This window comes from Methanothermococcus jasoni, assembly GCF_049075655.1.
Lineage (GTDB): Archaea > AGJL01 > Methanococci > Methanococcales > Methanococcaceae > Methanofervidicoccus.
Window position 1 is genome coordinate 1,605,848 of the sequence record NZ_CP157522.1, and the last position, 13,249, is coordinate 1,619,096.

A 13,249-nucleotide genomic window follows, 5' to 3' on the forward strand; every position below is an offset into this window, starting at 1 on the left:
TTAAAGGGTTCAGGGCTACCTTATGCACTTCCAACCACTACCAGCGGTAGAGTTTTTACTAACCCTACCCATAGATACTTGGACTGGTAGCATTATTCACTATGAAACTTCAAATATTTATGTTTTACTACTGACTAATTATAATGTCCGCCTCTCATCCAATTTCGTAAGAGATTTTACAAAACATAGTTTTGTATAACGACTGAAGTCGTTGGCTTTCCCGGCGGTTTATCGTAAAATTAATATTTATTCATACTTTTTTAATACTTCAAACTTTGGCGCTGTCTGCATATATAATATATATGATGTGGAGCTCCTAAAAAATTTTAACTTAAATTTTATCCATATAAAAAAAGAAATGTAATGTGAAACATGATATAATAAAAAAGGCAAAACAAAAAAGGAAAAATTATATTATTTTCCTAATTTTTTATGAGCTCTTATACTTGGTCTTACTTTTTCAGCACCTTTACCTTTGTTTCTTAATCCTCTTCCTTTCTTACCTGCTGATGTTAAGCCTCTAAATGCTCTACCTTTGTGTGTTCCTGAGCATAACCAGTTGTATTTAGGGTCGTTTTTAATTGATGGATGGTTAGGGTCAACCAATATAACTTCATACCATTTTCTTTTTCCGTCTTCCCCTACCCAGTAGGAGTTTAAAACTTCCATGTTTGGGTATCTTTTTGAAGCTCTTTCTTCAGCTATTCTCTGAATTGATTTAGCCATTGTAATTTTTTTGATACCCATTGTAGCAGGTTTCTTGGAGTGTTTTGGTCTAGGTTTTCTTAAACCTCCTCTTCTTACTTTAACTCTAACTACGATGATTCCTTGTTTTGCCTTGTATCCTAAGTTTCTTGCTCTGTCTATTCTTGTTGGTTTTTCAATTCTTACAACAGCAGGTTCATTTCTCCATTCCTGCATTCTTGACCATAATAATTCTTTTACATATGTTTCCTTTGGAGTTTTCCAAGCATCTCTAACGTATTTATACATACTCATATTATCTCCTTCTTTCGCTTTTATTCTTAGCTTTTTAGTTTTTTATATTTACACGAGTCGCTGACTATCGCTGTTTATGGGTTCGGCTTTTTAGCCACATGCCCTACGGGTTTAATAGCACCCGTTACTGACTATCAATATTTGCCTTTTATGGTGTGTGATAAGTAGTATATTAATCTAACGGTAGGTATATATATAAGTCATGGAATATATAACTAATAATTAAATTTATAGCATTAATAATATTAATAGTATCAATAGCATTATTTTGGTGAGAATATATGGATAATGAAAATTATTATGATTATGACACACTTTTAAAGAGAGCAGTTAGTCAGCTTCCAGAAGAAGTATTTAAAGATGTGAGATTCGAAGTTCCACATGCAGAAAGTTTTGTTGAAGGAAACAGGACAATGGTTAAAAACTTTAGAGATATTGCAAAAGTAATAAACAGAGATGTGCAATTCTTTGCAAAGTATGTAATGAAAGAATTGGGGACAGCAGGAGATGTTGAAGGTCAGAGATTAATACTCCAAGGTAAATTCGGAAACTATATGATAAACTCAAAGATTAAAAACTTTGTGGAAGAATATGTTTTATGCCCAGAATGTGGAAAACCAGATACTAAAATCGTTAAAGAAGGTAGAATTCACTTCCTTAAATGCATGGCATGTGGTGCTATGAAACCTATTAAATTGATTTAAATAACATAATAATAACATATATGCCTGTTTTTTTAATTTTAAATCTATTTTAATTTATTTTTGATTTTATCTTTGTTTATTTTATTATAATTATTAGGTAATTTACATCATATATTATTATATCGCCTAAAAGAAAAGAAAAAGAGAGAAGAAAGAGAAGAAGAGAATAAAATAAAAGAGAGTGGAAATATGAAAGGATTTTGTTATAGATGCGGTCATGAAGGTGAATTACTGGATGGATTGTGTAAAATGTGCTATGCTCAGCTCCATCCATTATTCAATATTCCAGATGAAATAAAGGTTGAAGTATGCCACATGTGCGGCTCCTACAAAAGAAGAACTTGGCAAGACCCCAAAGGCAGGGGTTTGTATGAAATACTTGACGAAATAGCATATTATGCTACAAAGGATAACTTAAAAACTGCTCACAAAAATATAGGTATTGAAATAATACCTCAGGAGCCAAGGCAGCTCCCAGGAGGTAAAAAATCTAGGGTGGAAATCCCTGTGAAAATAATAGGCACTGGAAAACTCTCAGGAGAAGATGAAGAAAGAACAGAGGAAAAAGACATAGTGGTATATTTAATAATGGTTCAGTGTCCAAGATGTTCAAGATATATGTCTAATTACTATGAAGCCATATTGCAGGTTAGAGCTATGAATAGGTTTTTGACAGAGGAGGAAAGAAAAGAGCTCGACGACTTTGTAAGAAATGAAACTGACAAACGATTAAGAAAAGATAGAATGGCATTTATATCTAAATTTATACCTCAGAAAGAAGGGCTGGACTATCAGATAGGTTCCATGGGCGGTGCAAGAAATGTAGCTTCCGCAATAAAATCTAAATATGGTGGAAAAATAAATGAAACTGCAAAATTGGTTGGTGTTGAAAAAGATACTGGAAAGAATCAATACAGAATAACCATTGTTGTTAGAATTCCAGAATATAAAGTAGGAGATATTGTAGAATACAACAATAAACCACATAAAGTAGTTTCAATGAATGAAAATAAGTTATATTTAGAAAAACTATCAGATAAGCGAGAAAAAATATCGTTGCAGTGGAGTGATGCTGAGAAAAATACAAAATTATTAAAAAAAGGCGATGAATGCCCTACTGCCACAGTAATTTCTGTATCACCAAATACAATAATTGCAATGGATAACGAAAACTATGAAGTATATGAATACGACAATATATTTAAAGATATAAAAGAAGGAAATATATTAAAGATATTTAAGAATGAAAATATAAACTATATTGTGGAAACTATAAAATAATCCTTGCATAATTTTATCAATATATTTATAATATAACTTGATTATTACCACATAATCAATAATACGGTGAAAATATGGCAACTAAAAATATTGAAATAGAAGAGTTAAAACAAATAGCTAAGAAAGTAAGATACAATGTTGTAAAGATGATAGGATTGGCTGAATCGGGACATCCTGGCGGTTCATTATCTGCAACAGATATTATTGTGGCGTTGTATTATAAATTAATGAATCACGACCCAAAAAATCCAAATAAAGAAGATAGAGATAGATTTGTTTTAAGTAAAGGGCATTGCTGTCCTGCATTATATGCAGTTCTTGCAGAGCTCGGATACTTTGATGAGGATGAGCTCTGGAAATTAAGAAAAACCGGAGCTCTATTACAGGGACATCCATCAATAAAAACCCCTGGGATAGAAGCAAATACTGGTTCATTAGGTCATGGTTTTTCAGTAGCTGTTGGAATGGCATTAGGTTGCAGATTGGATAAATTGGATAATCATGTTTATGTTCTTTTAGGAGATGGAGAATGTCAGGAAGGTCAGGTTTGGGAAGCTGCAATGGCGGCATCCCACTATAAATTGGATAATTTAATAGGATTTGTAGATAGAAACAGACTTCAAATAGACGGTTGCACAGAAGATGTTATGTGTTTAGGAGATTTAAAGGAAAAATTCAAAGCATTTGGTTGGGATGTATTTGAAATAGATGGACATAATTTTGAACAAATCATAGAGACTGTTGAAAAAGCAAAATCCATGAAAAACGGTAAGCCTAAAATGATTATAGCAAATACTGTTAAAGGTAAAGGAGTATCATTTATGGAAAATAACGTTGGATTCCATGGCAAAGCTCCAAATAAAGAGGAGTTAGAGCAGGCATTGAAAGAACTTTCATAATTTATATTTATAAAGAGTTATCAATCCACTTAGTATATCCATTCTACCAACTGATGCACTATGTAAGTAATAAAGGGATTTATATGAGGTGAGCTCCGAAGGTTCTCCATATTATGACTTCCTTTGTTATGACTGTTATTATACAAGTGATAAAGTTAGTAGATTGGCTATAATTTACGAAATAAAAAAGCGCGTGAAAATATGCCTAAAATCAAAGATTTTATATATTCACTATCTAAAATTCCCTATGGGAATTTTACGAAATAAAAAACTCGAAGAGTTTTTAATTTAAAAAAAGAAAAACCGTGAAAATATACCTAAAATCAAAGATTTTATATATTTTCACTATAAAAAAAGAAAATCGTGAAAATATGGTAAAAATAGGAGCATCCATTCTCTCAGCAAATTATGGATATTTAAAAGACGAAGTAAAAAAGGTAGAAAAAGCAGGTGTAGATTTCATCCACATAGACATGATGGATGGACATTTTGTTCCTAATCTAAGTATGGGAATTGGCATTTCAAAATATATAAAAGACATAACCAATTTGCCAACAGACGTTCATTTAATGGTGGAAAATCCAGACCTATTTATCCCAATACTTGCAAATGATGCGGATATGATTACCTTCCACATAGAGACCTGCAAATTTCCATTCAGGACTATAAATTTAATAAAAGAAAGCGGTTCTAAACCAATAGTAGCACTAAATCCATCAACACCAATTGACACTATTGAATATATTTTAGAAGATTTATATGGCGTTCTCGTAATGACTGTTGAACCAGGATTTGCTGGTCAAAAATTCATTACTCCAATGTTAAAAAAGATAGATAGGCTAAAAAATATAATTCTTAAAGAAGGATATGATACAAAGATTTTTGTTGATGGAGGGGTAAATTCAGAAACTGCCCCAAAAGCCGTTGAAGCTGGTGCCGATGTGCTCATTGCAGCCTCTGCAATCTATAAAAAAGAGAACATTGAAGAGGCTGTTATGAGTTTAAAAGCTTCTGCGAAATTTAAAAAATAAGTTATTTCTTTTTTATTTATAAAATTAAATTTTACGGTGAAACTATGGAATACAAACTTGGAGAAAAGAAAGCGATGAGAAATGCCTATGGAGAAACCTTGGTTGAATTGGGAAAAAAATATCCAAATTTAGTAGTTCTTGATGCAGATTTATCAGGTTCAACAAAAACAGGGATGTTTGCAAAAGAATATCCTGACAGATTCTTTAACGCAGGTATTGCGGAGCAGAATATGGTAGGTATGGCAGCAGGACTTGCAAGAACTGGAAAAATAGTATTTGCATCAACATTTGCCATGTTTGCAAGCGGAAGGGCATGGGAGCAGATAAGAAACTCTGTTGCTTATACAGATTTAAACGTAAAGATTGTTGCGACCCACAGTGGTATAACCGTAGGGGAAGATGGAGCAACACACCAGATGACCGAAGATATTGCCATAATGAGGGCAATACCAAACATGAAAGTAATTGCCCCCAGTGATTACTATGAAACAAAACATGTAATAAGATGGTGTGCTGAATATGATGGTCCAGTTTATGTTAGGATGCCGAGGGGGAATACAGAAACAATATTTAAAGACGAAGAAGATGCCAAATTTGAATTTAGGAAGGCAAGAATTTTAAAGGAAGGAAAAGATTTAACAATCATTGCTACTGGAGAGTTAGTTCCAGAGGCAATAAAGGCATCCGCCATATTGAAAGAAAATGGAATAGATGCAGAAGTAATATCCATGCCAACCATAAAGCCAATTGATGAAGAGGCTGTGATAAACTCCAACGATTTTATAGTTTCACTTGAAGACCACAATATTATAGGTGGATTGGGAGGAGCTCTATCAGAAGTTATAGCAACATACGGATTAAATAAAAAACTTTTAAAAATCGGTATAAACGATGAGTTTGGAATTTCTGGAAAAGCGGAAGAACTTTTAAAATACTACAAATTGGATGGCGAGAGTGTAGCTAAAAGGATAATGGAAGAATATAATAAATAATATAGTATAGAATAATAAATAATATTTACTTTTAATCTTTTTAGTGATATTATGAAAAAAATAGGAATTCTTGAAATTTTAGTTGTGCTCGCCATATTGATTACTTCGGGAGCTCTGGCATATAAATTTATAAATTCCAATAATAATAGCAGTGGCTACGAATTTGATGGAGACCAAATGTATAAATGTGCATGGGTTTCTGAAAAGATAATGAACAAAAATTTCCCGCTGTATGCCCATGTGAAAGGAAAATGGACTTCATCTAAGGAAGAGTTTAACGACACCCTGTTGATTACCGGAGCTCGTGGGGGAACTCTTTATGCAATATACAAAAACCAATCCATTACAATTGGGGGAGAAATGGCATATGTCGAAGATATTGCCGCTAAAAAGATAATTTTAAAACCTTTGGGAAATTCGATAGTTGAATACCAAATAAATCCAATTGATGGAAACTCATTTAAAGAAATCAAAAATAAAATAGAAAGCACAGAATATAAATATAAAAATCTAAATTTAACGATACTTAAAACATATATCGCATGTTCGATTGCAGCAGATTCAAAAACTTTTGCACCATCAGAACAGCAACATATTAAAAATAACCTATATTTGGATTTAAATAATAAAAATAACAAATTGTCCATTTATTTTGTTGAAAATGGTTTGTTTCTAACGGGAAAATTGGATTTGGAAACATTAAATACCTTGGACGATATGATAAACCCACATAAAATCACCACTTCACAAATAACAGTATATTTGGTTGTAAATGAAACAGCCGATAAAATACCTAAAAACATAACCACATATAACAACAATTCAATAGTTATAACACTACAATAATAAAAGGAATGAATATGGAGCTCCTAAAAAACCATTTAAGGAATATTGATGTAAATGAAAAAATTAAAGCACATCATTTATTTGTGCTACTAACTTCTTTTTATATCTTATTTTCCAGCATATCATCTTTTTCAGGATTTTTAGCACTATTTAGTGCAATTTTCTTTTATATGTCCTACATTGTAGGGGAGAGACTATATTATATTTTAAACTTAGATGATATTTCCAACTGTGCCAGCATATTTAATTTAAAAAAACCATACAGGCCAAATTATCCAAAACATTATAAATTTGGATTGTTTTTAATGTTTATTGGTATATTGTTTATATTTTTTGATATTTTATGGGTAAAAGATATTCCGCTTTTTGACCCAACTTCAAGAAGATTTTTAAATGTGCCATTTACCGCTTTATCCCATCTTTTGCTTTTGGGTTGGGCAATAGCAGCTGCTTCAAATTTATCATTAAATAAAATAAAAGTTATAGTGTATTCCATTGTTTTTTCAGCATTGATTATGCTTTTAGGATATAGGACAAATGTTATGATATTGTTTTTGTCTATACTTTTTGTAATGTATTATTCTAACAAAATAAAAACAAAAGAGTTAATTTATTCGACTTTTGGAATATTTTTAATACTGCTTTCCATGTCAATATTAAGGCTTTATGTATTGGGAAGCGGTGGAAATCCAATATTTTCAAGAATAGATTTAACTATGAGTATTTTTGATATTATCGTTAAGAATTTTAACGGGGTGTTTAATGGACTTATACATTACTGTTCAATTTATTCCTATATTGGGACATTTCCAGGTCCAAGAACTGTTGTGGCAAATAGCATAGGTGTTTATGGAGTTACAATAACCCCGACGATTTTTGGAGCGGTGATTGGAGATTATGGAACACTTGGAATTATCCCATACTTTGGTATTTTAGGTATATTTTTAGGTTTATTTTATAAAATCTCTGAAAGTTTAAAAGGTATTTATTTGGGAGTTTATGCCATTCTAATATCATATCTATTGGTGGGTATTGAAACAGGTATTTTAGATTTTGATGTAATTTTATTTTATATATTTGGATTTATATTATGCATATATATAATATTATTAAAAATTTTAAATAAATTAAAAAAACTAAAAAGGGAATAAAGGGGTTTAAATGAATTTAAGTGTTTTAAATAAATATAAATATAAATTAGACCATCCGGTAATAATAGTGTTAGCTGGACATTTGGTAATCTTTTTCCTAGCTATGCCTTATTTTTATAAATTTAATCCCTATTCATTATTAAAAATATTTTTAGTAATTTTTTTATATATTTTATTTTATTCGTTGCCTTTTTTAGTGGATAATCACATAAAGGGTAAAAATATCGCAAATATAATGAATAAATATATAAATAATTCCTATGTTTATTCGATACTGCTGTTTGTCATCATATATTATGGAGTATTCACTATTACAAATTCTTTTTTACTATCAATCATATATCCTTTATTGGTAATTGGTGTTTTAAACCTGTTTGCTAAATGCACTTATTCATCAAATAATAACACCAATAATAATTACGACAATAATAATGGCAATTTTGGTAATTTTCTTCAAAAATATTCTACTTCTGCTTTTAAATTTCTGTCCAAATATATGAGTGAGATAATATTCGGGATAGGAATTATTTCATTTATACTGATTGTAATCAACTACAATGCAATTCCATTATTTAATTATGATGTAAGAATGAAAATCTCCGCTGACCCATTGCGGTTAATTTCCACAGGAGCTCTGGTTTATGGTGGGATTAATAATATATTTTATTTTATAATTTCCTTTATTCTTATTGCACTATTGGGCTATAAAGCGGGGATTTTAATTTTATGCGTTTCATTTTTAATATATACATACAGAACTAAAAAAATTCCTATAAAATGGCTATTAATGTCCTGTGCTGGATTGATTATATTTCTGGCAATTATGGCAAAAGTTATTTTACTATCATCAGGTCAAAACTGGAAAATCGGAGTTTTAGGGATTTTATCATATAGGGCCTACTTTGACATGCTTGTGCTGGAAAAAATATTAAACTATCCTAACTTAATGCTTGGAAACATATTATTTAATCCCGTAGGTGAGAAACTCATCGGCGAGATTTTATTTAATTACCCTCACAATATTACCTCAACAATGTTTGGACCAATTTATTTAGATTTTGGAATATCTGGATTGTTCTTTGCATTGTTATTGGGTATGGCAAGTAAATTAATATATAATGGAGATAAAAAATTGTATGCAATATATGCATCCATCCTTTTATCAATGTGTGAAATCGGTATCAACTACGGGTTTTTGATTGTATTGTTAGTGTTGTTGTATGTAAATTCGTTGATTAATAACCCGCATTGTGCTGCAATTAGCAAAATAACCTGAGTAAAAAAACTCTCTGTGGTATTTATGATGTCATATGTAGATAATAATGTTGAAGATATTGATAATATTGAAGTTATGAAAAATATTAAACTTAAAGAAATGAAAAAAGATAACAAATATCTTGTTATTGTTGTTGATATGGATGATGATATTGGCAGAAAAGCAAATATTAAAACTCCAATTTTGGGGAGAGTTGATTGTATAAATACAGCCATAAAATTGGGATTATCAGACCCTGGGGATACTGATACAAACTCAATACTTGGGGGTATAAAACTTTACGATGAATTGAAAAAAGAAGGAAAAGATGTAGAGCTCGCCATAATATCGGGGCATAAAAATGTCGAATCTGAGGAATGTGCGAAAAAGATAAAAGAACAGCTTGATTTTTTAATGTATCTATATGAACCTAATTTTATATATCTCGTCTCAGACGGAAAAGAGGATGAAATGGTATTAAAATATTTGGAAAATAAAGATACATTTGTATGGAAAAAAAGAATTATTGTAAAACAAAATGAATCTTTGGAATCCACATACTACCTAATTCAGGAATTTCTCAAAAAGACCATGTCTCAATATGTTCCATTCATATTTACATCCATTGGTTTTGCCATGGTTATTTATGCCATATTTGCAGATTTGGGATGGAGGATAATTGCAGGTATGGTTGGTTTATATATTCTTTCAGAAGGTTCTGGATTAACTCATGCATTGAAGAAATCATTTACAGAAGGTAAAAAAGGTCTTGAATTTGGGAAACTTACGCCCATAGGAAATATCATAAGTATATCGGTAATTCTTGTAGGCACACTATATGCCTACAATGCATCTTATCGTCTGGATTTTATTCAGTCCATTGGAAGCTTTATTTATAATTTTGCCAATCCATTGGCATTGGGTCTTTTAATATATATCACAGTTCATTTTATAGATGATATAATATATACAAATAAAGAAATGCTCAAATTGTTAAAGGGATTTTTCTTTAAAATAATTGTTATATTTATGTCAAGGGAAATATTATTTGAATTTTCAAAATTCCTGGGCGGAAAAGTTTCATTTACAACAGTTATCGTATATGTAATAGTATATATTGCTCTACTTATTATACTATCTTCGATATTATTTTACAAACAAAATAAAGATAATCTTAAACCGAAATGAGAACTAAGATTAAGAATTAATTAAAAATAATAATTTAAAAAATTAATATAGTTTAAGATAATACAAGTAATAACAAATATATTTAACAAATTGGTTGTTGGGAGAGTATGTTAAAAATCTTAGGATATGACAACATTGACTTAAAAAAAATAACAATGGATGAATTAAGTGAAGATTATACATTAATATGGATAGATTGTTACGCTCCATCCAACGAGGAACTTCTCGAAGTATCTAAAAAAATAGATATCGAAGTGGAAGAATTAAAAGTAGGATTGGATGAACAGGAAGTTCCTAGGGTTGAAGAAGAAGATGAATATTATTTAATAATTTATAAAGCACCACTATTTGAAGAGGATATCACAACAACCTCTTTTGGGATTTATATAAAAGATAATATTATATTAACAATCCATAGTGATAAGATAAAATCCATAGGAAAAATATACAACCTTTTAAAAACAAAAAAACCAAAAGTTCTATTGGATAGGGGAAAAGGGTTTTTTTTGTATATTTTATTGAATCAAATTACTTTAAGTTATTCAAGGATTATTCTTAATTTGGAAGATGAACTGGATAGATTGGAGAATGTTCTTCTACAAGACCAAAACAAGAACATAACTGGGGAAATCCTCCAACTTAGAAAAACTCTCGTATATTTCCACAAGGCGTTAGTATCAAACAAAGATGTTCTATCAATTTTAAAACGAAAATACTTGCCAATTACAACACAGGACGATAGAGAACATATTGAAGACCTTTACTACGACACATTGCAGTTAATAGATATGGAAACCACATATAGAGAATTGCTCGTTTCAATGATGGATATGAGCTTATCTCTTGAAAACATAAGAATGAACCAGATTATGAAAATTTTAACCATGGTTACTACGCTATTTGCAGTTCCTGTCTGGATAACGGGAATTTATGGTATGAATTTTAAATTTATGCCTCTGTTGGATAATCCCTATGGATTTTGGATTGTTATGGGCGTATCATCCATTATAATTATAATTCTGTTGTATATATTTATAAGAGAAAAATGGATAAGATGAAATTAAGGAATATGTTTTTTAAATCTGAGCTCAGGATGAATTGAATGATAAAGTTATAATGGTAAAATTAAATTGGTGATATTGTGAGGGAAATAATTATTTGGCCGGTTTATTTAGATGGTGAAAAAAGCAGAAAAGAAGGACGAAAAGTACCAAAAGAATTAGGGGTTAAAAATCCAAAATTAAAAGACATATTCAATGCATTAAAGAAAATGGGGTATTCTGCTGAAATTGTAAAAAACAAATCCTATCCAAAAGAACATTGGGAAACATTAGGGTATATTAAGGTAAATATCGATAATAATATTTCAAAAATGGATTTAATTAAAAAAGTTTGTAAGAATCTAAGTTAAATATAAGTTAAATATAGGACAATCAAATATTTTTATTATTCTTATTTTTTAGCAATGATACATAGCCAATAAAAGCACCAGCAGATATTGTATCTCCTAAACCTACCGTAGATTTTGGATTTTTAACCAATCTTGATGGCACCATGGTAATTTTATAATCCTGATATTCGTCATTATTTTTTAAATTCTCTACGATTGAATTTAGAGAATCGCCATATTTATTATGTGGAATACGAACACCCTCCCTTAAATCTTCAATCTTCAATATATTCCCAAGTTTAGCTTTTGTGGATGCAAGAACCGTAGCCAACTCCAAGGTTTTTTTGAGCTCCTCATCATTTAATGGATTATCTTTTCTACATAGGCACATTATATAATACATTGTATGGGTTTGCACAAGTTCCAAATTATCATATTCTTCCAATAATATCTTTGAAGCCTCGATAACATCCTCAATCCTGCTGTTTTTAATTATATCTTCACTTAGCTTATCATGACCCATGATATGAACAAGATTTGCAATTTCTGTGTCGTCCATCCCTAAACAATTAACATTTGGAAGTATCCTATCTGCAATCTTTTTTCTAAGGCTTTTGCTCTGGATAGATGCAAATTCCAAATGGATTTTTATATTTTTATTATTTTGTTTTAAAAGTTTTATATCCTCTTCTGCTTTTTCAAAATAATATTCGTCAGTTTTTCCATCGCTGTATGTTTCTTTTATTCCTTGATATCCTGAAAGTATTGCACAATCGATAATTTCCCCTATTTCAGGTAATTTTTTCTTTAAATCTTCTTTTATTTCAAACCTCAATGCATCAGGCCTTGAAGCCACAATAAACCTATTTGCCTGCGGTGTAATTATTTTTTCATCTCCAAGATTAAATTCAATACCTTCAATATATTCAAAAATCCTGTTTATTTTTAAAGGGTCATCTTCCCTATATGATTCAATATGTTTTTTTAAAACCAAATTTCCATCTATAACCAATGGATAAAGTAAATTTTCCCTATTTACAAACATTTCCGCCTGTTTCTTTGATAAAATTGGAGTATATGCTATAACTCGTTTTAAATTCAAAATTGATAGAAGATTAGATATAATTCCCACCTGTCCCCCCATCCTCTCCTCATCATATTTTAATCCATTAAACCAATCGTTTAATGATTTATTCTCTAAAATAGGAACTTCTGACGGCTTTCCCGCCCTCATAGAATGAATCAACCGTGCAATAAACTCCACAGGATGCGTTATTTTTCTCGGATACTTCTCAATCATATCAATAATCTCTTTTTCATCAAATTGGTCTATGAGTTCCTGCACCTCTTGCCCATCCTTAAAGAATTTTATGGCATCAACATTAACATTGTAGGCTAAAAAAACACTTATATCTGAAAAATTATTAATGCATTCAATACATTCGTTGTAGAGCTCTACATGTCCATTGTCTTTATCCATGGATTCCACCTTTCTGTAAAGAATAAAAAATAA

The 13,249-nt window shown here is 30.4% G+C and carries 13 protein-coding genes; 11 read left to right on the plus strand and 2 right to left on the minus strand.

Annotated elements, in window-relative coordinates; genetic code table 11:
• Positions 1–414: 414 nt before the first annotated feature.
• A complete protein-coding gene (locus tag Mjas_RS08395) occupies positions 415–999 on the minus strand; it encodes a 50S ribosomal protein L15e (protein WP_421077705.1) in 585 nt (194 codons plus the stop codon).
• Positions 1,000–1,280: 281 nt separating this feature from the next.
• Between Mjas_RS08395 and Mjas_RS08400 the strand changes: the two genes are divergently transcribed.
• The 11 genes from Mjas_RS08400 (at position 1,281) to Mjas_RS08450 (ending at position 11,757) form a co-directional block, all read left to right on the plus strand.
• Positions 1,281–1,703 (plus strand): translation initiation factor IF-2 subunit beta, encoded by a 423-nt coding sequence (locus Mjas_RS08400; protein WP_421077706.1) that lies wholly within the window; start codon positions 1,281–1,283, stop codon positions 1,701–1,703.
• A gap of 189 nt (positions 1,704–1,892) precedes the next feature.
• Positions 1,893–2,984, plus strand: a complete 1,092-nt coding sequence (locus tag Mjas_RS08405; protein WP_421077707.1) for a 60S ribosomal export protein NMD3 — start codon at positions 1,893–1,895, stop codon at positions 2,982–2,984.
• 74 nt (positions 2,985–3,058) lie between these two features.
• Positions 3,059–3,883 (plus strand): transketolase, encoded by an 825-nt coding sequence (locus Mjas_RS08410; protein ID WP_421077708.1) that lies wholly within the window; start codon positions 3,059–3,061, stop codon positions 3,881–3,883.
• A gap of 371 nt (positions 3,884–4,254) precedes the next feature.
• The gene (gene rpe / locus Mjas_RS08415) at positions 4,255–4,914 is read left to right on the plus strand and encodes a ribulose-phosphate 3-epimerase (protein WP_421077709.1); all 660 of its coding nucleotides are present in this window, start codon (positions 4,255–4,257) and stop codon (positions 4,912–4,914) included.
• Positions 4,915–4,958: 44 nt separating this feature from the next.
• Positions 4,959–5,906 (plus strand): transketolase family protein, encoded by a 948-nt coding sequence (locus Mjas_RS08420; RefSeq protein WP_421077710.1) that lies wholly within the window; start codon positions 4,959–4,961, stop codon positions 5,904–5,906.
• Between the two features lie 51 nt (positions 5,907–5,957).
• A complete protein-coding gene (locus Mjas_RS08425) occupies positions 5,958–6,752 on the plus strand; it encodes a TrmB family transcriptional regulator sugar-binding domain-containing protein (protein WP_421077711.1) in 795 nt (264 codons plus the stop codon).
• 14 nt (positions 6,753–6,766) lie between these two features.
• Complete coding sequence (locus Mjas_RS08430) at positions 6,767–7,903, plus strand: oligosaccharide repeat unit polymerase family protein (RefSeq protein WP_421077712.1); 1,137 nt, start codon at positions 6,767–6,769, stop codon at positions 7,901–7,903.
• A 235-nt stretch (positions 7,904–8,138) separates the two neighbouring features.
• A complete protein-coding gene (locus tag Mjas_RS08435; protein WP_421077713.1) occupies positions 8,139–9,179 on the plus strand; it encodes an oligosaccharide repeat unit polymerase in 1,041 nt (346 codons plus the stop codon).
• A gap of 75 nt (positions 9,180–9,254) precedes the next feature.
• The gene (locus Mjas_RS08440; protein ID WP_421078614.1) at positions 9,255–10,346 is read left to right on the plus strand and encodes a DUF373 family protein; all 1,092 of its coding nucleotides are present in this window, start codon (positions 9,255–9,257) and stop codon (positions 10,344–10,346) included.
• Between the two features lie 107 nt (positions 10,347–10,453).
• A complete protein-coding gene (gene corA / locus Mjas_RS08445; protein WP_421077714.1) occupies positions 10,454–11,404 on the plus strand; it encodes a magnesium/cobalt transporter CorA in 951 nt (316 codons plus the stop codon).
• Positions 11,405–11,487: 83 nt separating this feature from the next.
• Positions 11,488–11,757 carry a signal recognition particle subunit SRP19/SEC65 family protein gene (locus Mjas_RS08450; RefSeq protein WP_421077715.1) on the plus strand — a complete coding sequence of 90 codons (270 nt, stop codon included), beginning with the start codon at positions 11,488–11,490 and terminating at the stop codon, positions 11,755–11,757.
• A gap of 22 nt (positions 11,758–11,779) precedes the next feature.
• Here Mjas_RS08450 and pfkC read toward each other — a convergent pair whose 3' ends face one another.
• The gene (pfkC, locus tag Mjas_RS08455) at positions 11,780–13,216 is read right to left on the minus strand and encodes an ADP-specific phosphofructokinase (protein ID WP_421077716.1); all 1,437 of its coding nucleotides are present in this window, start codon (positions 13,214–13,216) and stop codon (positions 11,780–11,782) included.
• Positions 13,217–13,249: the final 33 nt, after the last annotated feature.

What these genes read in the sequence shown, in the direction of transcription:
- Mjas_RS08405 (WP_421077707.1), top strand. Translation starts at nt 1,893, where the DNA reads ATGAAAGGATTTTGTTATAGATGCGGTCATGAAGGTGAATTACTGGAT.
- Mjas_RS08420 (WP_421077710.1), top strand. Translation starts at nt 4,959, where the DNA reads ATGGAATACAAACTTGGAGAAAAGAAAGCGATGAGAAATGCCTATGGA.
- pfkC (WP_421077716.1), bottom strand. Translation starts at nt 13,216, where the DNA reads ATGGATAAAGACAATGGACATGTAGAGCTCTACAACGAATGTATTGAA.
- Mjas_RS08440 (WP_421078614.1), top strand. Translation starts at nt 9,255, where the DNA reads ATGAAAAATATTAAACTTAAAGAAATGAAAAAAGATAACAAATATCTT.
- Mjas_RS08410 (WP_421077708.1), top strand. Translation starts at nt 3,059, where the DNA reads ATGGCAACTAAAAATATTGAAATAGAAGAGTTAAAACAAATAGCTAAG.
- Mjas_RS08430 (WP_421077712.1), top strand. Translation starts at nt 6,767, where the DNA reads ATGGAGCTCCTAAAAAACCATTTAAGGAATATTGATGTAAATGAAAAA.
- Mjas_RS08395 (WP_421077705.1), bottom strand. Translation starts at nt 999, where the DNA reads ATGAGTATGTATAAATACGTTAGAGATGCTTGGAAAACTCCAAAGGAA.
- Mjas_RS08400 (WP_421077706.1), top strand. Translation starts at nt 1,281, where the DNA reads ATGGATAATGAAAATTATTATGATTATGACACACTTTTAAAGAGAGCA.
- Mjas_RS08435 (WP_421077713.1), top strand. Translation starts at nt 8,139, where the DNA reads ATGAATAAATATATAAATAATTCCTATGTTTATTCGATACTGCTGTTT.
- Mjas_RS08425 (WP_421077711.1), top strand. Translation starts at nt 5,958, where the DNA reads ATGAAAAAAATAGGAATTCTTGAAATTTTAGTTGTGCTCGCCATATTG.
- rpe (WP_421077709.1), top strand. Translation starts at nt 4,255, where the DNA reads ATGGTAAAAATAGGAGCATCCATTCTCTCAGCAAATTATGGATATTTA.
- corA (WP_421077714.1), top strand. Translation starts at nt 10,454, where the DNA reads ATGTTAAAAATCTTAGGATATGACAACATTGACTTAAAAAAAATAACA.